We start from the raw sequence: 25,348 nt of genomic DNA, 5'->3' as shown, positions 1-25,348 counted from the left end.
CCTCGCGCGCTCCCGCCGTTCTCACGGCCGGCGGCCGACGGGCCCGCCACCGCGAGCGGCCCCACGACGCCCGCGCTGTACCCCTGCACCATCGCGCACGTCCGCGTCTCGCCGCGCCGGTACGCCTTTCGTGTCCGCACCTACCTGTGGCTGATCGACCCGGACCGGCCACCGGTGCTCCCGTGGTGGCTGCGCCCGCTGGCCCGCTTCGACGCCCGCGACCACTTCAGCGGCAACCTGCCCTCCATCCGCGCCGGGCTCGACTCGTTCCTCGACGCCCGGGGCATCGACCTGGCAGGCGGCCGGGTGGTGATGCTCGCGCACGCCCGTGTGTTCGGCCATGTGTTCAACCCCCTCACGCTCTACTGGTGCCACCGGCCGGACGGCTCCACGGCCTGCGTCGTGGCGGAGGTGCACAACACCTACCGGGAACGGCACTGCTATCTGCTGGGCCCCGACGGGGCCGGGCGTGCCACGGTCGACAAGGACTTCTACGTCTCGCCGTTCTTCCCCGTCGACGGCGGCTACACCATGTACCTGCCGGAGCCGGCGGACCGGCTCTCCCTCACGGTGCATCTGGACCGCCCGGGCGGCCGTGCCTTCACCGCGACCGTGCGCGGTTCGCGCCGCCCCGCCACACACCGCGAACTGCTCGGCGCCGCCCTGCGCCATCCATGGTCGACCGCCGCCGTCTCCGTGGGCATCCGGCTCCACGGCATAGCACTCCGGGTGCTGCGCGGTCTGCCCGTACAGCCCCGTCCCCGACACCCGCACCAGGAAGGCGTGGAGTAAGACGTGACCCTCTCCCCGTACCCGCAGCACAACCCCTCCGCCGAAAGGACCACGGACGTGGTGGCGGGCGCCGCCGCCATCGACCCGTCGCGCTGGCCCGATGTCGCGCGACCGCCCCGTTCGTCCGGGCTCCGGGCGGCGATCGCCGAGCGCCTCGTGCGCCGGGCACTGGGCGGCTTGCCGCTCTACGTGCACATCGAGGGAGACGTCTCCGGACCGATCGGGCTCGGCGGGCCCCGGATGACCATCCACGACCCGGCCGCCTTCCACCGCAGGATCGGCACCGGCGGGCTCATCGGCTTCGGCGAGTCCTACATGGCGGGCGAGTGGGACGCACCGGATCTCGTCGCCGTGCTGACCGTTCTCGCCGGCCACGCGGACCGTCTCATCCCCGCGGCACTGCAGCGCCTGCGCACAGCGTTCGTGCGGCGGCATCCCGTGGCGCAGCGCAACACTCCCGAGGGCTCGCGCGGCAACATCCACCACCATTACGACCTGTCCAACGAGCTGTTCGCGCTGTTCCTCGACGAGACGATGACCTACTCGTCGGCCGTCTTCCGCGCCCTGCCCGGTGACCGTGTGCTGCTGGCGGACGCGCAACGGCGCAAGATCGACCTGCTGCTCGACGCGGCGCGGGTCGGGCCCGGTACCCGCCTGTTGGAGATCGGCACCGGGTGGGGCGAACTCGCCGTGCGGGCAGCGGAGCGGGGAGCACGCGTCCACAGCGTCACCCTCTCCGAGGAACAGCGGGACCTGGCGCGTGAACGGGTGCGGGCCGCCGGTCACGGCGACGCCGTCACGATCGAACTACGGGACTATCGCCGCGTCGAGGGCACCTACGACGCCGTGGTCAGCGTCGAGATGATCGAGGCCGTCGGGGTGGAGTTCTGGCCGACGTACTTCGAGACGCTGGACCGGCTGCTGGTACCGGGCGGCCGGGTCGCGCTGCAGGCGATCACCATGGCGCACGACCGGCTGCTCGCCACCCAGGACACCTACACCTGGATCCACAAGTACATCTTCCCCGGCGGAGTGATCCCGTCCCTGGAGGCGATGGAGACCATCAGCCGTAACCTGACGGGCCTGAGGACCGTCCGGGTGGACGGATACGGCGCGCACTACGCCGAGACCCTGCGACTGTGGCGCGAGGCCTTCACCGAACGCGGCGGTGAGGTGGACGCGTTGGGATTCGACGAGACGTTCCGTCGCATGTGGACCTTCTACCTGGCGTACTCGGAGGCTGGCTTCCGCTCCGGTTATCTGGATGTGCGGCAGGTCGTGCTGGCCCGGACGGGCGACGGCGCCGGGCCGAGCGGCGGCGGCGAGCTGTGAGCGGCTTCCCCTGGGGGCCGTTCGGAACGGGAGTCGGGGTCTCGGCCGGTGGTGTGCTCGCCGTCATGCTGGTGACTTTCGCTGTCGGTGTGGCGAAGGGCAGACACCGCTACGTGGACGTGGCATGGGGTGCGGCCTTCGCGGTGGCCGCGCTCGTCTCGCTCGCGATGGCGGCCGGCCGGGGCGAGGGCGACGGCGTCCGTCAGGGACTCGTCACGGCGCTCACCGTGGTCTGGGGCGTGCGGCTGTCCCTGCACATCGCCCACCGGGGCCGGGGCAAGGGCGAGGATCCGCGCTACGAGAAGATGCTGGCGAAGGGGTCGGGTGACCCGCGGCTGCGGGCGCTGCGGACGGTGTATCTGCTCCAGGCCCTCCTGGTGGTGCTGGTGTCGTTGCCGGTGCAGGCCGCCCAGTACCTTCCGAACGCCGTGGGGCCGTTGGTCTACGTCGGCTGCGCGTTGTGGCTGCTGGGACTGTTCTTCGAGGCGGTGGGCGACCACCAGCTGGCAGCCTTCACCGCTGACCCCGCGAACAAGGGCCGCATCATGGACCGGGGCCTGTGGAGCTGGACCCGTCACCCCAACTACTTCGGTGACTTCTGCGTGTGGTGGGGATTGTTCCTGTTCGCGTGCGGTAGTTGGCCGACGGCCGCCGCCACCGTGGTCAGCCCTGTCGTGATGTCGCTGCTCCTCACGAAAGGCAGCGGGAAACGGCTGCTGGAGCGGCACATGGCCGATCGGCCGGGCTTTTCCGACTATGCCTCCCGTACCAGCGGCTTCCTCCCCCGGCCTCCGAAGAGGCGCCCGGCGCAGGGCAGCTGACGAGGCGGGCCGACCGCACCGGGTCGTCGGTCTGCCGCAGGACGGTTTCGCGGAGGCGTCCGGTGGGACCGCGGCGGAAAGCGAAACGGAGGTACCGGTGGTGAGCGGCGCTCGTCCAGGCGGTACCGGGTGAGCGGGGCTCGTCCAGGCGGTACGGACGGCCGTGGAGTCGGTGGCGAGGTGCCCCGGCACACGAGCGGCCGCGACCGGCGACGCCCGGCGGACCGGCGGAGGCGAGCCGGCCCCTCACGGCCACCACCCCGGTCACCGCCGTCGCCCGGCCAACCGTGACGGCCCGCTCCAGCGGGAGCGGGCCGTCCTGGGCCACGGGATCACTTCCACGGCCTCGCCCAGGGGCCGGCCGAGCCGCCCCACCGGCTGGGACGAACGGCGTTCCAGGGGTACCCGTCTCCTGAGCTGCGAGAAAGGAGTGATCTGTGGCTGGGGAAGACCCGCTGAGGCGTTACCGGGGCAAGCGAGATTTCGGCGCCACAGGTGAGCCGCGTGGCGATGACGAGGCAAGGGGCCGGCGCGGGGAGGAAGCGAGGGGCGACAAGAGCCGCAGGGGCCACGAAGGGGCCTCCGAGAGCGCCGACGGCCCGGAGCACCGGGGGGATTCGGGGAGCGCAAGCGGGCAGGAAGGCACCGGCCGGGGCGGTGGGGATGACACTGCCGGGGACCTGCCGTCGTACGTCGTACAGATTCACGACGCGAGCACCATGCATTTCGACTTCCGGCTGGAGGTCGACGGTGTTCTCAAGTCCTGGGCGGTGCCCAAGGGGCCTTCCACCGACCCCGGCGACAAACGGCTGGCCGTACCCACCGAGGATCATCCGCTGGAGTACCGGGAGTACGAGGGCACCATCGACCGGGGTGAGTACGGTGCGGGCACCGTGATCGTGTGGGACACCGGGACGTACAGGCCGCTGGGCAAGGACGGTACGGCGAGCGATGCCGCGTCGTTCGCGAAAGCCCTGGCCGAGGGCCATGCGAGCTTCTGGCTCGACGGGGCGAAGCTGAAGGGCGGTTACGTACTCACCCGTTTCCGGGGCGGGGGTGGAGCGGGCCATGAGGAGGACGGGGAAGAAGCCTGGTTGCTGGTGAAGCGGGCCGACGCGAAGGCCGACCGGAGCGGCACCGCGACTCCGGACCCGCGCCGGGCCAGGTCGGCGCTGTCGGGGCGGACCTTGCACCAGGTCGAGCGGGACGACGGCGACCACAGCGGGAGCCACCGTGACGACGGCGGACAGTCGGGCGGGCACGGCGCAACGGACAGCACCGGTGCGAGGAAGGCCGGACGTGGCACGGTGCGCCGCGTCGACGGACGAGAAGGGCCGGGCCACGAGGACGGGCCCCCGGGCAACGCCGGTGCCGGCCGGACGCACGGGGGCACGGCGCACGCAGGCAGGGCAACGCGAGGTGGTGCCCCATGAACCGGCTCCTGTCCTCCCTCTCACCCGACGAACAGCGGCTTCTGTCCGACGCACCGACGGGTGGCGAGCTGGCCGCGCAGCCGATGCTGGCCACCCTCAGCGACCGCAGGGATTTCGACGCCGGTGGCTGGATCTTCGAGCGCAAGCTCGACGGGGTCCGGATGCTGGCCGTGCGTGACGAGCACGGTGTCAGGCTCCTGTCACGGGGCGGTCTGCGGCAGAACGCGACCTACCCGGAGATCGCCGATGCGTTGGCGGCACAGGAGGCGGCGGATTTCGTCCTGGACGGCGAGGTCGTGGCGTTCTCGCACGGCCGGACGGATTTCGCCCGCCTCCAACGGCGCCTGGGAATCACCGACGAGCGCCGCTCACGTGCGAGCCGCGTCGCCGTGACGTACTACGTCTTCGACATCCTCAGGCTGGAGGGCGCCGACGTGACCCGCCTGCCTCTGCGTGCCAGGAAGTCACTTTTGCGGCGCGCCCTCAGCTACCACGCGCCTCTGCGGTTCACGCCGCACCGCAACGAGGGCGGTCAGGAACTGCTGGAGCGCGCCTGCGAGCACGGCTGGGAGGGCCTGATAGCCAAGCGTGCCGCGGGCGGCTACCAGCCACGCAGGTCGGGCGACTGGCTGAAGCTGAAATGCGCGCGAGGGCAGGAGTTCGTGGTGGGTGGCTTCACCGAGCCGGCGGGCTCCCGCACCGGATTCGGTGCGCTGCTCCTGGGCTACTACGAGGGCTCACGACTGCGTTACGCGGGCAAAGTCGGCACCGGGTACGACCGGGCGACGCTGCGCGACATCCGCGACCGGCTGGACGGACTGGCCACCGCCAGAGCTCCGTTCGCCGACCACATACGGGAGCATGCGGCGCACTGGGCGCGGCCCGAGCTTGTCGCGCAGGTCGGTTTCACGGAGTGGACCAGGGAGGGCATGCTGCGGCACCCGCGATTTCTGGGACTGCGTGAGGACAAGGAGCCCGGCGAGGTGGTGCGCGAGAGGGTTCCGGGCTCGGGAACCTGATCACCCGGGGCCCGCGGAACCCGGCTCCGTCGGGGCGCGGAAAGCCCGCTCCCCTGGGGCGGGGGACCCGGTTTCGTCGGCGAGGGGAAACCCGGCTCCGTCGGCACTTGGGAAACCTGCCTCCATCAGCGCCGAGGAACCAGGCTCGTCAAAGGCCGGCGCGGGGGTCAGCCGACCGCCGTACTCAGCAGCCGCTCCAGTTGGACGGCCGCCGCGTGCAACTGCCGTACGACGAGCGTCTGCCGTCTGCGGTCCATGCGGCCGGCGGGGGCGGAGGCGTTGATCGCCGCGATCGCGATGTCGCGGCGGTCCCTCACCACGGTCGCGACGGACACGATCTCCTCGGCCTCGCGGTAGTTGGTGGCGTAGCCGCGTTCTCGCACGCGGGCGAGCTCCTCGTCGAGTTCCTGGCGCTCGGGCGCCGTGAGTCCGTCCGCCGTCGTGGCAGGTCCGGGAGGCGACGCGGGGAGGGTGGGGAAGAGTTCGTCGAGTTGCCCGGCGGTGAGTTCGGCCAGCAGTGCCTTGCCGGTAGCGGTCCGGGGCGCCGCCATGAGCTGCCCGGTCCGGTCGGCGACGCGCAGCGCTCGGCCGCTCTCCGCCCCCGCGAGATAACGGATGCGGCCGCCTTCGAGCTGGGCGAGGTGCACCGTCTCGTCGACCTGTCGCGCCAGTTCGGCGAGAACGGGGCCCGCCAGGTTACGGATGTCAAGGGTGCGTACGGCGGCGAGCCCGATCTCCAGCAGTGCGGGCCCGGTGACGTACACGCGCAGTGTGTCGTCGCGTCGTACGAAGTCGTGGTGGATGAGCATCGCCAGAAGGCGGTGTGCGGTGGAGTCCGCGACGCCGAGCGCCTGCGCGACCTCGGAGAGCCTGAGCCGCTTGTGGTCGCGGAACATCAGGAGCAGCCGCAAGGCGTTGTCGACGGAGGTGATGGGGTAGGCGGGGCCGTCGGATCCGGCTCTGTTCTCCATGCCGGCTCAGTCCTCAAATCCGGTGTGTCCGTCGGACCCCGCGCCGGCGAACCCGTCGCGGCACCTGAGTCCGGGTGTCCCTGCCTGCCCGTCGGGTCGGGATCCGGCCGGTCCGTGGGCCCCGGGTCCCGGGGGCCCGATGCTGTTCGGTTCGCCCGATGTCACCCGTGCCGCCGCCATCCGGCGATCGTAGCGTCCGGCCGAGAGGTCGTGGCGTGGGCGGGAGGTGTCCTTGACCGCCGAGAAGGGCCGGTGGCACGGTTCTCCATTGAAAGAAGTAGTTTCTTCACAGCAGAAGAGTTGGCACTGCCATGAGCTTTCCCGACATCGGTACGGACACGGACGCAGGGACGCATACGAGTGCGGACACGGACGCCGTCGCGGACCGCGCACCGGCGACCGACCCCGCGGGGGTGATTGCCTTGGGCTGCCGCATCCTGGCGTTCCAGGGCCTGGCGGAGGACATCCTCGGCCACATCAGCCTGCGCGACGCCGACGCGCCGGACACCCTGCACATCCGGTGCCGGGGGCCGCGCGAGCGTGGACTGCTGTTCACGGAGCGGGCCGACGTACACCGCGTCCCCCTGGACGGGCCGGCGTCCGGACTCCCCGAGGGGACCAAGGCGCCCAACGAACTACCCATCCACCAGGAGGTGTTGAAGGCGCGCCCGGACGTGCGGGCGGTCGTGCACGTGCATCCGCCGTCCGTCGTCGCGGCGGACCTGGGCGGACTCGCACTGCGCCCGATCGTCGGCGCGTACAACATCCCGGCGATGCGGATGGCGCTGGGCGGCATCCCGGTCTATCCGCGCGGCGTACTCATCACCCGCCCCGAACTGGGGAGGGAAGTGGCCACCGCGTTGGGCGACCGGCCGGCGTGCGTGCTGCGTGGTCACGGCATCGTGGCGACGGGCGCGACGGTTCAGGAGGCGGTCGTCAGGGCGTTGAACCTCGACGCGCTCGCGAAGATCACCCTGGCGGCGAACGCGCACGGCGTCCCGCCCGTACTGCCCGAGGAGGACATCGCGGAACTGCCTGACCTGGGCGGCGGGTTCAACGACGATCTGGTGTGGCGCACGAACGTGGCCAAGATGCACCATGCGGGGCTGGGCAGGATCTGAGACCCGGCACCGGGCTCGCGCCGGTACCGCGTACCGGTACCCCGTACCGGCACCGGCACCGGCACCGCGTACCGGTACCCCGTACCGGCACCGGCACCGGCACCGGCTGAACACAGCGGCTGCACAAGGGGTCGCGCAGGCCGCGCGGCTGATACTCGCCCCCACGATCCCGCTCCTACCGCCTCGGGACCTCGCGGCCCCCAGGTTTCAAGGACCGGAGGACCTGAGGTTCCGAGGCCCGCGACCCCTGAGCCCCTCACCCCGGAGGGTCGGCCCGCGAACCTCCGGGCCGTCTCCGGCGCGCCGGAGCAGCCCACGGCGAACGCGGCCGGGCCGCCGCGCGCCCGGCAGCCCCCCCGGGCGGGCGCACGGCGAGGCGCGGGCAAGGCCGCGCCGAACGGGCGTTCAGCCCACCGGGGCCTTCCCCGGGCCGGCCGCGCCGCCACGGCCGTCCTGGTCGCCGACGCCACCCGGGCCGCCGTCGCCCTGACCGTCCGGGCCGGGGTTCTGGCCCGGGACCGCCTTCTCGCGGACCCGGCCCCGTACCTTGAACCAGCCCGCCACCAGCGCCAGCGCGATGACGGGGATGATGAGGATCGTGTTGCGGCCCACGGGCTTGTCGAACCACATCAGCACCATCACGCCCGCAAGGAACGCCAGCGTCACGATCTCCACCACCGGGGATCCCGGCAGGCGGTAGGAGGGGCGCTCGACGAGGCCCTGCTTGGCCCGGCGGACGAAGACCAGGTGGCAGATCATGATCATGCCCCACGCCGTCAGCACGCCGAGCGACGCGATGTTCAGGACGATCTCGAACGCCTCGCCGGGCACCACGTAGTTCAGGACCACGCCGAGGATGCAGACGGACGCGGTGAGCAGGATGCCGCCGTAGGGCACCTGGTGGCGGTTCATCCGGCCGGTGAAGCGGGGCGCGGAGCCCGCCATGGCCATGGAGCGCAGGATGCGGCCGGTGGAGTAGAGGCCCGAGTTCAGGCTGGACATCGCGGCGGTGAGGACGACGAGGTTCATCACACCGCCGGCCGCCGGTACGCCGATCTTGGACAGCACCGTGACGAACGGGCTCTGCCCGTCCGAGAAGCCGGTGTACGGCACGAGCAGCGCCAGCAGCACCACCGAGCCCACGTAGAAGATCATGACGCGCCACATGATCGAGTTCACGGCACGCGGCACGATCTTCTGCGGTTCGGCCGTCTCTCCCGCCGTGACGCCGATCAGCTCGACCGCCGAGTACGCGAAGACGACGCCCTGGAGCACGACGACGACCGGCAGCAGGCCCGCGGGGAAGATCCCGCCGTGGCTGCTGATGATGTCGAAGCCGGGTGTCCTTCCGCCCACGGGGTGTTGCGTGACCAGCAGGAACACGCCGATGGCCAGGAAGACGACCAGCGCGGAGACCTTGATGATCGCGAACCAGAACTCCATCTCGCCGAAGATCTTCACCGAGATGAGGTTGATCGACAGCACGACGGCGAGCGCGATCAGCGCGAGCAGCCACTGCGGCACGGACGTGAACATGCCCCAGTAATGGACGTACAGAGCGACCGCCGTGATGTCGGCGATGCCGGTGGTCGACCAGTTCAGGAAGTACATCCAGCCGGCCGTGTACGCGCCCTTCTCGCCCAGGAACTCGCGTGCGTACGAGACGAAGGAGCCGGACGACGGCCGGTGCAGCACCAGTTCGCCCAGTGCCCGCACCACGAAGAACGCGAACAGTCCGCAGACCGCGTACGCGAGCGCCAGTGCGGGACCGGCCGAGACGAGGCGGCCACCCGCTCCCAGGAAGAGACCGGTGCCGATGGCGCCACCGATCGCGATCATGTTGATGTGGCGGGACTTGAGGTCCTTGCTGTAGCCCTCGTCGCCCGCGTCCGGCCCCCCGGCGCCCGGGTCGGAGCCGCCGCCCGGCCCGGTGTGCGGGCCGGCGAGGGGGCCGGAGCCCGGGCCCGGCGCGGGACCGGCGTCGGGAGCGGCCCCGTGGCCCGTGCCGCTCATCGCGCCGGGGCCCGCCGCTCCCGCGCTGTCCTGGCCGCCGCCCGTGGGGGGCTCGGCGTCCCGGACAGTTTCTTCGCTGCTCACGATGTGTTCTCGCTTCGTTCGTGGGGGAACTGGGCCACCCTAGGCCAGCACGGCGCGGCTCGATTTCCCACAATCGATGATCCATGTGGGAGATAAGTCACAGATGCGAAGGCATTCGGCGTGCCTGACCTTCGACCCTCACACGTTCCCGCATGCTGCCCGGCCGATGCGCGCGGTGCGCGGTGTAAAGCGGTCCCACGTGTCCCTTTCGCATGATCACCGTACGATCGAGCCGCCGGCCGGGGGCCGGTGCCATCGCCCGTCCCGCGGCAGAAGGAACGACGAAGTGAAAGCAGCACTGTACGAACGCAACGGATCCGCTCGTGATGTCCTCAAGGTCACGGAGGTTGACCGCCCCGAGCCCGGACCAGGGCAGGTACGGGTCAGGATCACCCTCTCCGCGGTCAACCCGACGGACGTGAAAACCCGTGCGGGTCTTACGGCCGCACCCATTGACGGCTTCCAGATTCCGCACCAGGACGGCGTCGGTGTCATTGACGCCGTCGGGCCGGGTGTGGACCCGGCACGGGTCGGACAGCGGGTGTGGCTCTGGTTCGCGGCCTACGGCAACCGATACGGCAGCGCCGCCGAGTACTGCGTGGTGCCCGCCGAGCGTGCCGCACCACTGCCGGGGGGCGCCGGCGACGAGCTGGGTGCCTGCCTCGGCGTACCGGCGCTCACCGCGTACCGCTGCCTCTTCGCGGACGGCCGGATCAACGGCCGTACGGTCCTCGTCGCGGGCGGCGCCGGCGCCGTGGGCCACTTCGCGATCGAACTGGCCAAGCACGCGGGCGCCAAGGTCATCAGCACGGTCAGCGGCCCCGAGAAGGCCGAGCAGGCCGCGCGCGCGGGTGCCGACCATGTCGTGAACTACCGGGATCCGGGCGCGATCGACGCCGTCAGGGAGCTGGCGCGCGGCACCGTGGACCGCGTCGTCGAGGTGAACCTGGGTGCCAACCTCGGACTGGACCTCGCCGTGAGCGGTCCGAACACCGTCATCTCCACGTACGCGGCGGCGGGCGAGGTCTCCCTGCCGGTGCGGGCCCTGATGACCGCGAACGTCACGTTGCGCTTCGTCCTTCTGTACGGGGTCCCGGCGCACGAGCTCGCCGAGGCGGTCACGGGCGTCAACGCCGCTGTCGAGGCGGGCGCGTTGACCGCCCTGCCCGTGCACCGCCACCCGCTCGCGGACGTGGTCGCCGCGCACGAGGCCGTCGAGGCCGGTGCCGTGGGCAAGGTCGTGATCGACCCGACGACGGCGGGCTGAGCCGGGCCGGACGGCAGCCGGCGGAACACCGGGGGACGGGGGGACGCAGGGGCCGGGGGCACGGACGGGCCGGGGGCAGGCAGGACGCCACCCCGCGCCCTCCGCCCGGGTCCGTGACCCCTGACCCTGACCCCTGACCCCTGACCCCTGCAGTCATGCAGCCATGCAGCCGTGCGCGGACGCAGGGACGCAGGGACGCAGGGACGCAGGGACGCAGGGACGCAGGGACGCAGGGACGCAGAAAGACGGTGGGGCGGTCGGGCAGCGGGCAGCGGGGCAAGGGGCAGTGATCAGCGCGCCGTGCGTCCCGGCCCTCCGTGCCAGCGGGCCCGGGCCGCCTCCACCCGGTACAGGTAGTCCGCGTACGCCTCCTCGTAGAACGCGACGCCTTCCGGGTCCGGGTCGACCACCAGGTCCGGCTTGGTCCACTCCCTCGTGTCCACGGCGAGGCCCAGGTCCCCGCCCCGCGCGTCGAGCGCGGCCAGGACGGCGCCACGAGCGCCCGGTTCGGGGCCCCTGGCCACCTTGAGCGGCCGGCCCAGCACGTCGGCGAACACCTGCAGCCAGGGCAGGCTGCGCGCTCCGCCGCCGCACACCCCCAACTCGCCGGTGAGGCCCGCCGCTTCGAGGCAGTGCCGGGCCGCGAACGCGATGGCCTCGCACATGCCCCGGACCAGTTCGGCACGCGAGGCCCGCAGGTCGAGGCCGGTGAACTCGGCGCGGGCACGCGGGTCCACGAACGGCACGCGTTCACCGGACGGCGAGAGGTACGGCAGCGCCGCCACGCCCCGGGCGCCGCGCGGCGTCTCGTCCAGCATTCCCGACAACTGCTCGTGCGTGCTGCCCGTGACGCCGAGGACCCAGTCGAGTGCCACGGTGCCCGTCATCGCGGGCAGCGCCCGCAGTTGCCGGTCGGCGCGGTCCGTCGCCAGGTGGAAGCCGACCGGGTCGCCGTCGCGCACGACGTGTTCGGCGACGACCTCGCAGGCCAGCGTCGTACCGATGATGAGAAGGCCGTCGCCCGGTTCGGTGATGCCCGCCCCGAGGGCGCAGGCCGGCAGGTCGTACGGGCCGGAGCTGACGGGCGTTCCGGCCGGCAGCCCCGTGCCGTTCCGGCCGCCGAGGGCCCTGCCGAACGGCAGCGGCGAGCAGATAGGCGGCAGCAGGTCGCCCCGGTGCTCGATGCCGAGCGCTTCGAGGACCTGCGGCGAGTAGGCGCGGGCCGTCGGGTCGAGGAAGGGCACGGAGGCGTCCGACAGGTCCGTGGACCGTTCGCCGGTCAGCCGCAGATGCAGGATGTCCTTGCAGCAGGCGGCTGTCGCGGCGGCGTCCAGGGTCTCGGGCTCGTTGCGGTCGAGCCAGGCGAGCAGGGCGCCCGGGGAGCCGGGGAAGAGCACGTTGCCGGTGTGCCGGAACAGGCGCAGCGCCGTGCCGTCCTCCATCCAGTCGGCGACGAGAGCGCCCGCCCGGCCGTCCATCCAGGACAGCGCGGGCCGTACGGGCCTCCCGGCCGCGTCGACCAGCCAGAGCCCGTCGCCCTGCCCGGTCATCGCGACGAGCGCGGGCGGACTCCCGTCGGCGACCGCGTCGACGACCCGGACCGCGGCCCGCACGACCTCCTCGACGTCCTGCTCCACCCGCTCGCCGCTGCCGCCCAGCGACACCGGCACCGACTCGACGCGCAGCGCCGTACCGTCCTCGGCGAAGGCCACCGCTTTGGCCACCGACGTTCCCATGTCAAGCCCGACGAACACCGCGCACACCGTGTACTCCTCTCAGCCCTGCGGGGAGCCCTTCCCGGGGCCGACCCCCCGAGGGCCGGCCCCTGAGGGGCAGATTGTCTGTTCTCAGACGACGCGGTGGGCCAACGGCTCGCCGCGCAGGTACCGGCCGGCCTCGGCGGCGGCGATCCGGGCCGCGTTGTGCGCGACGGCCGTGTTGGCGCCCGCGAGGTGCGGGGTCATCACCAGGCGCGGAGCCTTGCGCAACCGGCTGTCGGCAGGCGGCGGTTCGACGGCGAACACGTCGAGCGCCGCACCCGCGAGCCGCCCGGACTCCAGCCCGTCGCACAGGGCGTCCTCGTCCAGCAGGGCGCCACGCGCGCAGTTCACGACGACCGCGCCGTCCGGCAGCAGCGCCAGCTCGCGCGCCCCGAGCAGCCCCCGTGTCTCGGCGGTGAGGCGGGCGTGCAGCGACACGACGTCACTCGACCGCAGGAGTTCGGTGAGGTCCGCGACGGGCGTCGCGCCCGACGCGCGCAGTACGGAGGCCTCCGCGTACGGGTCGTACACCAGGACCCGCGCCCCGAAGGCGGCCAGCGCCCGCGCGACGCGGCTGCCGACGGCGCCGCACCCGACGAGCCCGACCGTCGCACCGTCGAGGCCGGGCCCGCAGTTCTCGTACGTGTAGAACTCCCCCGCCCATCGGCCGGAGGCGAGCGCGGCCGACGTCTCCGGGATACGGCGCATCGCGGCCAGCATCATCGCCACGGTGTACTCGGCGGTCGCGGCGGCGTTGCGGCCGGGCGTGTTGCAGACCCGCACGCCGCGCTCCTTTGCCGCCTGAAGGTTGACGTTGACGGGCCCACCGCGCCCGACGACGACGAGTCGCAGGTCGGGCGCGCCCTCAAGGACCTTGGCGGTGACCGGCCCCATCTGGGTCAGGCAGATCTCGGCGCCCGCGAGTGCCTCGATCATGGTGTCCTCGTCGCCCGACGCCTCGTCCACCTCGGACACCGGCCCGAAGGGCGTCAGGGGCCAGGGGAGCGTCAGCGGCGTGACCGTGTGCCCGTGGCCGTCGCCGAGCGCGGCGGTCAGCTCCCGCGCGAAGAGGTCAGGGGCTACGAAGTGGTCACCGGCGGCCAGGATCTTCATCGGAAGGGGGCTCCTTGAGGATGCGTGGGTGCGGGGAGGCTGAGGTGGTCGGGGAGCTGGGGTGGCCGAGGAGGCGGAGGTGGTCGGGAGGCGGCGGGAAGTGCGGCGGAGGCGGCTTGCGGACGAGACGGTGCGGGGGACACGTGCGACGCGGGCGGTACGGCGGACTCGGACGACGTATCAGACGGTACGGATTCCCCGGGGCGTGAGGCACCCCCGGCGCGCGGCGGACCGCCGGAATCCGGTCCTGACGGGCGCCGCACGACAGGCGGACCGCGCGAAGCGCCTGCGCCCGCCGATCAGCCCCAGCCCCCGTCTCCGGTCCCGCCCCCGCCCCCGTCCCCGTCCCCGGCATCGGCATCGGCATCGGCATCGGCATCGGCATCGGCATCGGCATCGAGGACGGCCTTCTCGGCCCGCATGACCTTCCCGCGCCACGCGGCATTCCCCTCGAAGACTCCCGAAAGCCGCGCGATCACCCCGCCGCGCTTCGTGCCCGGGATGCTCTCGCGCCCAGTGCGTCGATGTCGCGGCAGGCCGTCATGAGGCTCACGCCGAACCGGGCCACCGGCGCGGGGCGGGCACGGGGTCTTCGCTCAGCACCTGCTTCGGCGAGTGCGCGGCGCCGCCGGCCGGGGCCACCGTTCCCACCGATGGCCCCCGGCTCCGGGCCCCGGTCAGCACCCTGGTCGGAGCGACGATCCCCGCCCCGGACCGGGACCCCGTCGGCGTCCCGGTCCTGCCCGCGATCCGCTGCCCACTGCCCACTGCCCGCTGCGCCATGGGGGCGACTCCTGACTCCCGTCCCGACGCACATCCGGCGCCGGGGAAGTCACCTTGATCTAGGGTGATGCCGCGCTGAAGTGACCGGGTCTCCCGCGTGTCTGACGATGTGACGGCATAGGACGACGTGAACGCGACGACATGAAGAGGTGGAGCGGTGGCAGCCGTGGAAGCGGACGACGACACCGTCTGGCTGGGCATCGACCTGGGCACGCAGAGCGTGCGCGCGCTCGCCGTCACGACCGGCGGCCACGTACGGGGCCACGGCTCGGCACCCCTGACCGGCACGCGGGACGGCGCGCGGCACGAGCAGCTCCCGGCCGACTGGTGGTCCGCGACCGGCGCCGCCGTCCGGGGCGCCGTGCGGGACCTGCGGGTACCCGTCGCCGCGGTCGCCGTGTGCAGCACGTCGGGGACCGTGCTGCTGACGGACGACGAGGGCGAACCCGTCTCGCCCGCGCTGATGTACGACGACGGGCGGGCGGCCGGGGAGGCACGCCGCGCGCAGGAGGCCGGTGAGGAGCTCTGGCGCGAACTCGGCCAGCGCATCCAGCCGAGCTGGGCTCTCGCGAAGCTGCTGTGGCTGACCGGTGACGGCGCGACGGCCCCCGTGGGGCCCCGGCCCCGGGTGAGCCATCAGGCGGACGTCATCACGTCCCGGCTGGTGGGCCGGCCGGTGGCGACCGACTCCAGCCACGCGCTGAAGACCGGCTACGACACGCGCCGCCGCGCCTGGCCGACGGAGGTCCTGGACCGCCTCGGCCTCAGTGAGCGCCTGACGTTTCCCGACGTCGTGCTGCCGGGCACGGCGCTCGGCACGGTCGGGTCCGCGGGTGCCGAGGCGACGGGCCTCGCGGAGGGCACGCCGGTGATCGCCGGCATGACGGACGGCTGTGCGGCCCAACTCGGCTCCGGGGCCTGGGAGGTGGGCCGCTGGAACACGGTGCTCGGCACGACCCTCGTCCTCAAGGGAGTCACCGCCGACCCGCTGCACGACCCGTCCGGCGTCCTCTACAACCACCTGTCCCCCGACGGGACATGGCTGCCGGGCGGCGCGTCGAGCGTCGGCGCGGGCGTGCTGTCGGCGGCCTTCCCCGGCGCGGACCTGGCCGCTCTCGACCGCGCGGCGGCGGCCCACGAACCCGCCGGCGCGCTCAGCTATCCGCTGGTCTCGCGGGGCGAACGGTTCCCCTTCCTCGCCCCGGACGCCGAAGCCTTCACCCTGGGCACTCCGGCCGACGACGCCGACCGCTACGCGTCCCTTCTTCAGGGGGTCGCGCTCGCCGAGCGGCTCTGCCTGGCCTACGTACGCCTGCTCGGCGCGGACGTCGAGGGCCCGATCGTCTTCACCGGGGGCGCGACGCGCAGCGCCTACTGGAACCAGCTCCGCTGCGATGTGCTCGGCAGGCCCGCGGCCGTGCCCGAACAGGCGGACTCCGCACTCGGGATGGCGGTCCTCGCGGCACGCGGTGCGGGTACGGCCCGTAACGACGTACGCGGCATGGTGCGGATCGCGGCGGAGTTCGCGCCGAGGGCCGCGGTGAAGGAACGCTTCGACGAGGGATTCGGGGAGCTGGTGGACGCGTTGGAGCGGCGTGGCTGGCTGCCCTCGGAGACGGCACGGTACGCGCGGGACAAAGGATGAGGGCGACGAACGACATGACCCCACGCGACGACCCGCCACGCCAGAACCCGAACCCGAACCGGGCACGGGACCCGGACGCGGCCCGGGATCCGCATCCTGCGACAACCCCGTCCCGGCATACGGGCCCGGGGACGGGCCCAGGCGCTGAGCTCTCCCCGGTGGCCACGCTGTTCCTGGTCCGGCACGGCGAGACGGTCTGGCACGCGGAGAACCGCTACACCGGCAGCAGCGACATCGCCCTCACCCCGCTCGGCGACGAGCAGGCCGGGGCGCTCGGCCGCTGGGCGGCGACGGCACGGCTGGACGCGATCGTCACCTCTCCGCTCTCCCGGGCCCGCCGCACGGCCGCGCCCGCCCAGCTCGCGACGGGTTTGCCTCAGACCGTGGAGGACGGGCTCCGCGAGGTCGACTTCGGGATCGCCGAGGGCCGCACACTCACCGAGGTGGCGGCCGAACACCCGCAAGCCGTTGAGGAGTTCCTGAGCCGTCCGGCCACCTGCCCACTACCGGGCGGCGACGACCCGGTGACCGCCGCCGCCCGGGCGGCGGCCGCCCTGTGGCGTATCGCGGAGCGCTTCGCGCGAAGCCGCGAGGACGCGGCTGAGGGGGGCGGCCGGGTGCTGGTGGTCGCGCACAACACCCTCTACCGGCTCGTGCTGTGCCACCTCCTCGGCATCCCGCTGGACGAGTACCGCCGTGTCCTGCCGGGCCTGCGCAACGGCGCCGTCACGGAACTGCGGATGCGCCCGGCCGAGCGCCGGGCGGCACTCATGTCGTACAACGTGCCGACCTCGACCTCGAACTGACGGGTCGTCCGGCACGTGACGGCCACGGGGACAGGTACTCCGGCCGTCAGTTCGGGCAGCCCGCGCGCCAGCGGCCCGGACCGTGACCCGAGCGACCGCTCAAGCGGGCGCGCGGACGGCCCGCTCGGGGAAGCGGCCGGACGGTCCGCTCACGCGCCCCGCCGGTGGAGACGGAACGCCTCGACCGCGATGGGGCTGAGGCGCAGCCGTCCCGTCAGGGACGCGGGGAACCAGTGACACATCACGCCCTCGGTGAGCGGCAGGGCGTGCGCGTCGCCGTTCCAGCGGCCCAGGAAGAGCTGGATCCGCCCTGCCACGGCTCCCCCGCCGTCGGTGAGGCGGATCAGTCCGAGGGGCCTGAGGCCGGGCAGCACCAGGCCGATCTCCTCGTGGATCTCACGGTCGACCGTCTCCTTCGCCGTCTCCTCGCCCTCCCGGCCGCCGCCGATGAGCGACCAGGCGCCGGGGTCGCAGATGCCGGGGATGTGGTCGCGGAGGTGGAGGAGGTAGTGCCCCGCGTCGTTGACGATCAGCGCGGCCGTGCCCGTGTGGGCGATGGCCCCCGTTTCGGCGCCGGGCGCCGCGGACTCCTCGGCAACGGAGGCCGCGGCAACGACCGACGACGTGTGGGGGACAGACGCGGCGACGACGGACAACACGTCGGGTCGGCCCGCGGCGGGGACGGACGACGCGCCGTGGCCGGACGAATCAGCGGCGCCCGGCCCGTCCGGGACCTGCGTCATGCCCTGCCCTCGCGAGTGGGGACCGGCATGGCGGCCGGGGCGCCCGGGACGCGCGCCGGGGGCGGTGCCGGGTGGCCGTGGCGCAGGGCCACGGTCGTGCCGGCGCGGTCCGCCGCGAACGCGCCGGCGAGGCGGCGGGCGAGCTCCGCGGGCACCAGGCCCAGTGCCTCCCGCTCGGTGACGAACCGCGCCTCCCCGATCTCCTCGTCCTGCAGCGCGAACCCGCCGTCGGGCTCGCGCGCCGGTTCGGTCGCGTAGACGAACGCGAGGATCGTCCGTCCGTACACGGCGGCCGGGATGGTGTCGACGACGAGCAGCCGCCCCGCCCGTACATCCAGGCCGAGTTCTTCGCGCACCTCGCGCACCATCCCGGCCTCGGGCTCCTCGTCCTCCAGCATCCCGCCGGGCAGGTCCCAGCCGTCCTTGTAGGTCGGGTCGACGAGCAGGACCCGGCCCTCGGCGTCCCGGATCAGGGCGTCCGCGCAGGCGGCGGGGGACGAGTGGCGGGCCAGGTAGGCCGCGAGTTCGGCGTCGGCGTCGGCGCCGGGGCGGAAGTCGGCGTCACCGGAAGAAAGCTGCATGGCGTCGCTCCTCTGGGGTGGGCTGGGGCGGGTGGGCGGGTCACGCACCCTGCGCAACACCGCCACCCCGACCCTCGGTACGCCCACTTTCGGCCGTTAATGCACCACTTCCCGGCCCGCGTCCTGGTGTGATCGCTCCGCACCGTTGGGCGGCGGGTCCAACGGCCGGTCCGGGCGCCGCACATCGACGGTGATGACCGTGCCGTGCCAGGGGCCGGTCTCCCCCGGTGGCGTGTCGAGGCCGCCGGACCGCGCGTCGAGGATGAAGTCGTCCGCCGTCAGCGCCTCGGCGTCCGTGGAAGGGCCGTCGCCCTGGAGGCGGTCCAGATGGGCGCCGAGCGCGTCACGGAAGGCGGCGACCACGTTGTCCGCGCGCTCCTTGCCGATCCGCAGCGCCTCCCCGAAGTGCGGCTGGCCCGCGAGCGCGCCGGTGTCGTAGCCGGTCACCGTGACGGTGGGAAGGTGCGGATGTCCCTTGCCCCGCATGGTGAGTGCGGTCCTGGCGAGAGTGCCGGACAGCCGGCCGATCTCGGCGCGCACGGTCTGCGGCACCTGGGTGGAACCCTGGGGGAACTCGGTCGCCCGGCTGGTGAGCCGCTGCGTCCAGGCGTCGGGTCCCGCGAGCCCGGCGGGCGCGCTGGGCGAGCGGCGCAGGGCCGCCCCGCCACCGGTGCCGGTGCCCTGATGGCCCCGGGCCGCGCTCTGCCGGACGGGCCCGTCCTGCGCCGGGGCCGTACGCTCCCGGGCCGGGGCCGTACGTTCCTCTGCCGGATTCCCCGCGTCCCGGGCCGGGTCCGTACGTTCCTCTGCCGGATTCCCCGCGTCCCGCAGCGGGTTCACGTCGTGACGCGCCGGATCCGCGACGTCGAGCGCCGGGTTCACGTCGAGCGGCCCGGACGGTGCGCCGTCGTCCTCGGCGACGAGCGGCCGTGGCGTCGATCCGTCCCATCGGGGAGCGGGCTCCCAGTCCCCCCGTACGCCCTTGACCTCGATGGTCCCGCCCGGTCCCTGGCGAGTGACCTCGCCGTGTCCACGCCGCTCCCACGCCTCGGCCCGGATGTCGGGTGCGGTGCGCATCGCGGCCTCGACCAGGGAGCGGCCGGAGTCCTGCCAGGAGTAGGCGGCGAGTTCGTCGCGCAGGCGGAGCGCGTGGGCACGCCGCTGCGGCAGGTCCCCTGCCAGCTGCGTGATCGCGTCGGCCCAGGCCCGGGTCCTCGTGTCGGGCGACGTCGGGTCGCCGACCTCGTGCGGCGCCGCGACGACGGCGGGCGAGCCGACGTCGCCGAAGCGGTGGAGGAACTCTCCCGCGCCGCTCTCGCCGTTGACCAGCAGCGGGATGGCCCGGCCCGCCGCCTCGGTGGCGACGAGTCCGAACCCCTCGTGCAGCGACGGCATGATCAGCGCGTCGGCCTGCTCCCGGTCCTCGGCCAGGTCGTCGGCGCTGGTGGTGAACGGGAGGATCTCCACTCCCCCGCGCCCATGATCGCGGGCCTGGCCCTGCCAGTACGCGTAGTCATCGTCCGTGGGCAGGGGGCCGCCGCGGATCGTGAGGCGTACGTTCAAGCCCCGTTCCCGCACCGCGCCCACGGCCTTGATCGCGCCTTCCACACCCTTGATCTCGTCCGTCGCCCGGCCGGGCAGCAGGAGGCGGATCTCGTCGGAGCGGGAGGGGTCCTTCTCGACCACGGGGCCGATGTCGGTCCCGGGGACGAACTCGTGCAGTGCCGACACCCGAAGAACCTGCTGCGACAGCCGCTCTGCCTCCCGGGTCAGCAGCGGGCCCACGCCGACGACGAGGTCGGCCTCGCGCATGACCTCGCGTTCCGACCGGCTCTTCTGGCCGCCCTTTGCCGGCTGCCCCTTGATGCGGTCGAGGCGGACCGGGCTGGTGTGCAGGAAGTGCACCAGCCTGGCCTGCGGGTACCAGGCCTTCTGGATGGCGAGCGCGCCCGGACCCGAGAACCGCGAGTGCCCGATGACCAGGTCGAACGCGTCGGGGTCCGCCGGCAGCCCGTGCTGCTGCGCCGGGGCCTGGACGAGCCGGTCGAAGGCGTCGCGCGCCTCGACACCGGCGACGGGCCGGTTCACGATGACCGCGTTGCCGTGCTGGCGGGCCTTCGCCGCCGCGTCGTACGGCTTCGGGTCGGACGTCAGCAGGGTCACGTGGTGCTCCGCTGAAAGGCCCCGCACCAGCTCCATGTTGAACACCGGGACGCCGCCCAGGCCGAGGCCGCTCACGTCGGAGACCACGAGGATCCGCTTCGCCCCCGGCGGGAGTTCGACGGCGGAGCCGGACTCCCCCTGGTTCCCGTCGCTCACCGCGTCGGTGGAGGCGTCCTCGTCGGTGTCACGGACCGGTGCGCCGTGCGAGGTCTCCTCCAGCGGCTCGGGCGACTCCTGGTGCACCGTGTCGCGGGTCGGCTCGGCGTGCTCGGGCTCTCGGGGCGCCGTCGGCAGAGCCACGCGGTAGTGCCGGTCGGACAGGTGCAGGACGACGTGCGGCAGGCCCTCGCCCGCCGTGCCGGGCGGTACGAACTCCTCGAACGTGCCGCCTTCCCGTACGACCGTCACCTTCACGCCGAACACCCGGGCCGCGAGCGGGGGCAGGAGGTCGGCCGCGCCGTGGTCCCATCCGCTGTCGCCCGGCTCGTCGCCGTCCACCGTTGCGGGCCTGCGCAGTTGGGCCTCGGCCAGTCCCACGCGCTCGTCCGGGGACAGCACCTCGTGCAGCGGCATGCGGTGGGTGGCGTCGAACTCGCGCTGCTGCGGCGAGTCCTCACGGAAGCGGATCCCCGCGTGTGCCGCCTCGTCCGGGGTGAACGTGTCGTGCGTGTCGGGCGCCGTGAACGCCGTCAGGTCCGCGTTGTCCGGGTCGGCGAGGTGGTCCGCGAGGAGGTGGCGCAGCGCCTCGTTCGTCTCCTTCGGGTCGCCGACGGGCACGAGTTCGGCCAGCCGCGCCGGGTCGATGTGGTCCAGTCCCGCCGCGAAGGAACGGAAGAAGCCGTCGCCGTCGCGCGGTACGTCGTGCACCGCGTAGGTGCGGGTCCCGCCGGGCGAGGTGAGCAGGGGCGGGTGGTCGGTGCCGCCGGGCTCGACGGCGTAGCGCGCGGCGCCCGCCGCCGTGGCGCTCGCGGGCTTCGGCGCGGGCTGATAGCTGACCGCTGTGGGCTCCTCCACCCCGGCGCGCTCCTCGGACGGCAGCCGGTGCCACCGCGTGAGGCGGTCCGCGCCCGACCGCACCCGGTGGAACTCGGCGGCGGCCTTCTTCGCCGCGGCCTCGCCCGTCCTGAGCCCGTCGAAGGCACGGTGCGCCGCCCGCGCGGCCAGGTGCACCTGGGACCGCGCCTCGCGCAGGGCCTCCCGCGCCTCCCGCACCGCCACTTCAGCGGACTCGCGTGCGGCCGTCTCCGCCTCCCGTGCGGCCGCGTCCGCCGCTTCCCGTGCGGCCGGGTCGACGGTGTCGTGGTCCGGCCCATGGACGTCTTCGTTCCGCGGGGCCGCCGCCGCGAGCGCGTCGGTGAGCGCCCGCTTCGCCGCCCGCAGGTCGCTCCTCGCCTGCTGGTGCAGCTCCCGCAGCCCGGGCAGGGAACGCCGGGTCTTCCAGTACGCGTTGTCGGCGGCGACCCACGCGTCGCCCGCCTTCTTCACCGATCCCCAGGCGTCGGCCACGTCCTTCGGGAAGTTCCCGTCGTCGATCAGACCGAGATCCCGCGCGACGTCCTCGCGCACCCACGCGAGGACGTGCGTGTCCGTCTCGACCGCCTGCGAGCCGGGCTTCACCGGTCCGAACGGGCCGAGGTTCCGTGACATCCACGAGCCCACCGCGCTGTCCTTGAACGTGCGGTGCACGTCCGCGACGCCGAGCCAGCGCGTCGGGATCGCGAAGAGGAACGCCTTCCCCGCCGTCGGCTTCAGCGTGACCTGTCCGGCCTCCGCGCTGCCCTGCCGCCTGCTGTCGCCCTCCGTGGCGGTGGCGTCGGCGCCCTGGACGCCGGGCTGCGCCCGCCCCGGATCACCGCTCGCCAGCACAGGACCGCCGCCGAGGATCGGCTGCTGTGCGCCGCTGCGCATGACCGAGGTGTCCCTGCCCTCCGTGGAGCGCTCCGCGCTTTCCATACTCGCGTCGGGCGCCACCGCCAGCAGCTTCGCCCCCGTCAGGTCGGGCCGCGAGTAGAGCCGGTACGAGCCCTCCGCGCCGCCCGCGAACGTGTCCTCGGACAGGCCGGCCACCTGGTAGCCGTCGTCCTCGGTCGTGTCCGCGAAGAAGGCGGCCAGCGACTCGGCCGTCGTGCCGTCGTGCAGGGCGAGCGAGGACGCCGTGCCCGGGCGGGTCAGCCCCGACGTGCGGGCCTTGGCGACGGCGTTCTTCAGGCCGTCACCTGTGAGGTGCGCGCCACCGCGCCGGCCCGCGCCGATCGAGGTGCCGTAGGCCTTGGCGACCGCCAGGTCCCCGGCCTGCCGGAGCCCGGTGAGCCCCACCACCTGGCGGACGTGGAAGCCGACGTCCGGGACGGTGAACGGCCGTCGTGTGCCGTCGGGGTGGGCGGTGGCGCGCCACTGGTCGATGACGTCCTGAGTCACGTCCCGCGGGTTCCAGAGGTTCGCGTCCCCCGACAGGGCGGTCAGCAGCGGGGCTTCGAGCGGATCGTGGCCGGTCGCGGTGCTGGTGCGGGTCTGCGTGCCGTGCGTGCCGTCGGTGCCTGCGTCGGTGTCGGTGCCTGCGTCAGTGTGGGGGGTGTGCGTGAGCGCAGGCGTGCCGGTGTCCGTGACGGCACGTGTGCCGGTGCCGCCCGCCGTCGTGTCGTCGGTGCCGTGGTGGGTGGTCGTCGTGACCGTCGTGTCCGGGTCGGGGACGGTCGTCCTCCCGGGCGGCTCGTCGCCGTCCTGCTCGTCCCGCACGCGCTGCCGCGTCGCGTCCAGCGCGTCGCGGACGTCGTCGCCCCAGCCGCTCGCATCCTGGCCGCCGAGCGGATCGGCCCCGAGCCCCCGCCCCGTGCCCTCGGACTCCGCCGCCGCGTGCGCCGGTACGGTCAGGCTCAGCGGGACCTGTTCCCGCAGCCGGCCGACATCGCCCTCGGACGTGATCTGCTTCCCGTCGCCGAGGTCCAGCGTCAGCTTCAGCCGGTAGCGGGTCAGGTACTCGGCGTGCGGCTCGTTGGCGTAGAAGACGGTGTTCTTCATCCGCGCGGTCGAACGGCCCGACGACACCTGCTGGGTGCTCGACCCCTGCTCCGCGTACGTGGGTCCCGCCGCGTTCGCGACGTCGTCCCCGGTACGCACGGCCTCGCCGAGCTGGACGCCCAGCGCCTTGATCCTGGCGTCGGTACGCGTCGTGTCGGTCGTCTCCGTGGCGTGACGGCCGTCCTTGAAGACGGTGCTGTGGCCGAGCCCGTCGAACTCCGTTTCCTGCTTGATGAGTTCGACCGTCACCAGGCGCGTCCTGCCGCCGACCCGGAACCAGCCCCAGCCGGGGCCACCGATGCGGGAGCGGGTCTCCGCACCGCCGGACGCCAGCCTCCCGTACAGCGCCCGCAGCGGGCGCGGCATGGTGCGGGCGCGCGCGTCGTCGCGGCTCACCTCGTCGGCGCCGACGCTCTCCAGCTGCCGGGTGAAGTCCGCGACCACCCTGGCCGCGTCGAGGGAGTTGACGGGGTAGGCGCCGAACGGGCTGTCCTCCCACCACGCGGGCAGCTGCCACTCCTGCTCCGTGTAGCGCGGTACGTCGCCGAGCTTGTCCCGCAGCAGACCGATCCGGTGGGCCGTCTTCTCCGTGACGTGGCCCACCCAGTCACCCGCGAACGTGAACCGCCTGCCCGCCCACGTCGTACGCATCCGGGTCGCCAGCGCGTGCACCGGGGCCAGCAGGCCGTCGCCGCGCGCCGTGCCGGCGATCTCGTGCTCCGTGTCGCCGACCACCATGACCTTGTGGCTGGTGTCGACGGGGTTCATGTCGGACGTGACGGTCCTGGTCACCGACCGGGTCACACCGTGCGCACTGCCGATCCGGCCGACGCCGCCGTAGGTGCCCGCGACGGTCGGCGACGCGCCCTGGGTGTGGACGGCGTTGCCCGCCATGGCGAGGGTGAAGGTGTGCGTGGTGGTGACGGCGCCCGACGCGAGGGTGTCCGAGCCGAGGTTCTGCTCCGTATCGATCTTCACCGGCTTAGACGCGACCCGCAGGTTGCCGACGCCCATGCGGTGCACCAGCGCGCCCAGCCGGTTGAGGTAGGGGCCCTGGCCGAAGAGGCCGTTGACGCGGCTGCCGGCGGGCGCGGACAGCTGGTCGAAGTCGGCGGTCAGCGGCCCGGACTGCAGCGAGCGCACCAGTGCCTCGTGCGCGGGGGCGCTCGGCTGCCGGAAGAACCACGCGTTGTTCGACACCTGCCGCATCACGTCCACGGCGCCCTCGACGAGCTCCGGGTGCCCGCCGACCCCGACGGTGTGGAAGGGATGGTCACCGAACTGGCTCGGCGCCTGCGGCGGCGCCCCCAGCAGGTCGCCGTCCAGCAGGGCCTTGGCCTGGGCCGTCGTCAGCGGCGCCTCGGTGTGACGCGGCGAGCCGTCGCCGGTGTGGGCACCGAGGTGCGGATCGGACGTCGGGGTGTGCTCCGACGCCACGGCGAGGATCACACGTCCGGTCACACCCTCGCCCGCCGCACCGCCGACGAGGTCGGTGTGCGGCTCGTTCCGTACGAACAGCTGCGTGCCCAGCACACCGAGGGACGCCGTACCGCGCCAGAGGTGCCGAAAGCGCCGGTAGCCACCGGTCGATGCCGACAACTCCAGCCGGTAGCTGTGCAGATGGGAGGGTGACGTGCTGCTGCTGAGGGACTCGAACGACGCGGTGGAGCCGTATCCCGTCCGGTGTCCGGTCTGCCGGCCCCAGCGGGGCCCGACCTGGAGCGTCCCGATGTTCTCGGGCCGGCCCACGACGTCGTGCTCCGCGTCGCGCACCGCGAGGGATGCCTCGACGCCGCCCTCGAACCCCCGGACGACGTTGCGCATACCGTCCATGCGCTGGGTGCCGGGCGCGCTGGTGCGCACGTACAGGTCGTTCTGCGTGC

16 protein-coding genes and 1 pseudogene (1 of these 17 running past the window's edge) are annotated in these 25,348 nt (G+C 73.3%); 9 read left to right on the top strand and 8 right to left on the bottom strand.

Features of this window, described 5'->3' with window-relative positions:
* Window positions 1-75 precede the first annotated feature (75 nt).
* The 5 genes and pseudogenes from OG310_RS19850 to ligD all read left to right on the top strand — a co-directional run bounded on the left by OG310_RS19850 (window position 76) and on the right by ligD (window position 5,397).
* Window positions 76-792: a DUF1365 domain-containing protein gene (locus OG310_RS19850; protein WP_329460262.1), complete on the top strand. Its 717-nt coding sequence runs from the start codon at window positions 76-78 to the stop codon at window positions 790-792.
* Window positions 793-849: 57 nt separating this feature from the next.
* Window positions 850-2,124: a cyclopropane-fatty-acyl-phospholipid synthase family protein gene (locus tag OG310_RS19845; protein ID WP_329460261.1), complete on the top strand. Its 1,275-nt coding sequence runs from the start codon at window positions 850-852 to the stop codon at window positions 2,122-2,124.
* Window positions 2,121-2,945, top strand: coding sequence for a DUF1295 domain-containing protein (locus tag OG310_RS19840; protein WP_329457220.1), 825 nt, complete (start codon window positions 2,121-2,123; stop codon window positions 2,943-2,945). Before OG310_RS19845 ends, OG310_RS19840 begins: the two co-directional genes overlap by 4 nt.
* Window positions 2,946-3,382: 437 nt before the next feature.
* Window positions 3,383-4,156: pseudogene (locus OG310_RS19835) on the top strand (DNA polymerase ligase N-terminal domain-containing protein); the annotation flags it as partial.
* 218 nt (window positions 4,157-4,374) lie between these two features.
* Window positions 4,375-5,397, top strand: coding sequence for a non-homologous end-joining DNA ligase (gene ligD, locus OG310_RS19830; protein WP_329457219.1), 1,023 nt, complete (start codon window positions 4,375-4,377; stop codon window positions 5,395-5,397).
* Window positions 5,398-5,564: 167 nt separating this feature from the next.
* On the opposite strand, the gene OG310_RS19825 is transcribed toward ligD, so the two are convergent.
* Window positions 5,565-6,368 carry an IclR family transcriptional regulator gene (locus OG310_RS19825; RefSeq protein ID WP_329457218.1) on the bottom strand — a complete coding sequence of 268 codons (804 nt, stop codon included), beginning with the start codon at window positions 6,366-6,368 and terminating at the stop codon, window positions 5,565-5,567.
* Between the two features lie 311 nt (window positions 6,369-6,679).
* Here OG310_RS19825 and OG310_RS19820 point away from each other — a divergent pair, with 311 nt between their 5' ends.
* Window positions 6,680-7,489 carry a class II aldolase/adducin family protein gene (locus tag OG310_RS19820; protein ID WP_329457217.1) on the top strand — a complete coding sequence of 270 codons (810 nt, stop codon included), beginning with the start codon at window positions 6,680-6,682 and terminating at the stop codon, window positions 7,487-7,489.
* 405 nt (window positions 7,490-7,894) lie between these two features.
* Here OG310_RS19820 and OG310_RS19815 read toward each other — a convergent pair whose 3' ends face one another.
* Window positions 7,895-9,502, bottom strand: a complete 1,608-nt coding sequence (locus OG310_RS19815; RefSeq protein ID WP_443078868.1) for an amino acid permease — start codon at window positions 9,500-9,502, stop codon at window positions 7,895-7,897.
* A gap of 370 nt (window positions 9,503-9,872) precedes the next feature.
* On the opposite strand from OG310_RS19815, the gene OG310_RS19810 reads away from it, so the two are divergent.
* A complete protein-coding gene (locus OG310_RS19810; RefSeq protein WP_329457215.1) occupies window positions 9,873-10,853 on the top strand; it encodes an NADPH:quinone reductase in 981 nt (326 codons plus the stop codon).
* A gap of 290 nt (window positions 10,854-11,143) precedes the next feature.
* Here the strand turns inward: OG310_RS19810 and OG310_RS19805 are convergent, their stop codons facing one another.
* The 3 genes from OG310_RS19805 to OG310_RS19795 all read right to left on the bottom strand — a co-directional run bounded on the left by OG310_RS19805 (window position 11,144) and on the right by OG310_RS19795 (window position 14,205).
* On the bottom strand, window positions 11,144-12,607 hold the full coding sequence (locus OG310_RS19805; RefSeq protein ID WP_329457214.1) for an FGGY-family carbohydrate kinase: 1,464 nt from the start codon (window positions 12,605-12,607) through the stop codon (window positions 11,144-11,146).
* A gap of 93 nt (window positions 12,608-12,700) precedes the next feature.
* Window positions 12,701-13,726, bottom strand: coding sequence for a 2-hydroxyacid dehydrogenase (locus OG310_RS19800; protein WP_329457213.1), 1,026 nt, complete (start codon window positions 13,724-13,726; stop codon window positions 12,701-12,703).
* Between the two features lie 299 nt (window positions 13,727-14,025).
* A complete protein-coding gene (locus tag OG310_RS19795) occupies window positions 14,026-14,205 on the bottom strand; it encodes a hypothetical protein (protein WP_329457212.1) in 180 nt (59 codons plus the stop codon).
* Window positions 14,206-14,666: 461 nt separating this feature from the next.
* Here OG310_RS19795 and OG310_RS19790 point away from each other — a divergent pair, with 461 nt between their 5' ends.
* Both OG310_RS19790 and OG310_RS19785 read left to right on the top strand, forming a co-directional pair.
* On the top strand, window positions 14,667-16,154 hold the full coding sequence (locus tag OG310_RS19790; protein WP_443078697.1) for an FGGY-family carbohydrate kinase: 1,488 nt from the start codon (window positions 14,667-14,669) through the stop codon (window positions 16,152-16,154).
* 158 nt (window positions 16,155-16,312) lie between these two features.
* The gene (locus OG310_RS19785) at window positions 16,313-16,960 is read left to right on the top strand and encodes a histidine phosphatase family protein (protein ID WP_329457211.1); all 648 of its coding nucleotides are present in this window, start codon (window positions 16,313-16,315) and stop codon (window positions 16,958-16,960) included.
* Window positions 16,961-17,109: 149 nt separating this feature from the next.
* On the opposite strand, the gene OG310_RS19780 is transcribed toward OG310_RS19785, so the two are convergent.
* The 3 genes from OG310_RS19780 to OG310_RS19770 form a co-directional block, all read right to left on the bottom strand.
* Window positions 17,110-17,703, bottom strand: coding sequence for an NUDIX domain-containing protein (locus tag OG310_RS19780; protein WP_329457210.1), 594 nt, complete (start codon window positions 17,701-17,703; stop codon window positions 17,110-17,112).
* Window positions 17,700-18,284 (bottom strand): NUDIX hydrolase, encoded by a 585-nt coding sequence (locus OG310_RS19775; RefSeq protein ID WP_329457209.1) that lies wholly within the window; start codon window positions 18,282-18,284, stop codon window positions 17,700-17,702. The genes OG310_RS19780 and OG310_RS19775 overlap by 4 nt, the downstream gene beginning before the upstream one ends.
* 96 nt (window positions 18,285-18,380) lie before the next feature.
* On the bottom strand, window positions 18,381-25,348 hold the final stretch of the coding sequence (locus OG310_RS19770; RefSeq protein ID WP_329457208.1) for a glycosyltransferase. It continues 22,153 nt past the right edge of the window; only the last 6,968 of its 29,121 coding nucleotides appear in the window; its start codon lies off the right edge, out of view — the gene reads right to left on this strand; the stop codon is at window positions 18,381-18,383.

Origin of the sequence: Streptomyces sp. NBC_01497, from assembly GCF_036250695.1 — a bacterium.
In the GTDB taxonomy this organism is placed as follows: Bacteria; Actinomycetota; Actinomycetes; order Streptomycetales; family Streptomycetaceae; genus Streptomyces.
Note: the sequence above shows the minus strand (reverse complement) of the source record. Positions and strands in the feature narration are given on the sequence as shown.

Bases quoted from the DNA above. Each gene is read 5' to 3' on its own strand.
- ligD (WP_329457219.1), top strand. From the start codon at position 4,375: ATGAACCGGCTCCTGTCCTCCCTCTCACCCGACGAACAGCGGCTTCTG.
- OG310_RS19825 (WP_329457218.1), bottom strand. From the start codon at position 6,368: ATGGAGAACAGAGCCGGATCCGACGGCCCCGCCTACCCCATCACCTCC.
- OG310_RS19820 (WP_329457217.1), top strand. From the start codon at position 6,680: ATGAGCTTTCCCGACATCGGTACGGACACGGACGCAGGGACGCATACG.
- OG310_RS19815 (WP_443078868.1), bottom strand. From the start codon at position 9,502: ATGAGCGGCACGGGCCACGGGGCCGCTCCCGACGCCGGTCCCGCGCCG.
- OG310_RS19800 (WP_329457213.1), bottom strand. From the start codon at position 13,726: ATGAAGATCCTGGCCGCCGGTGACCACTTCGTAGCCCCTGACCTCTTC.
- OG310_RS19780 (WP_329457210.1), bottom strand. From the start codon at position 17,703: ATGACGCAGGTCCCGGACGGGCCGGGCGCCGCTGATTCGTCCGGCCAC.
- OG310_RS19775 (WP_329457209.1), bottom strand. From the start codon at position 18,284: ATGCAGCTTTCTTCCGGTGACGCCGACTTCCGCCCCGGCGCCGACGCC.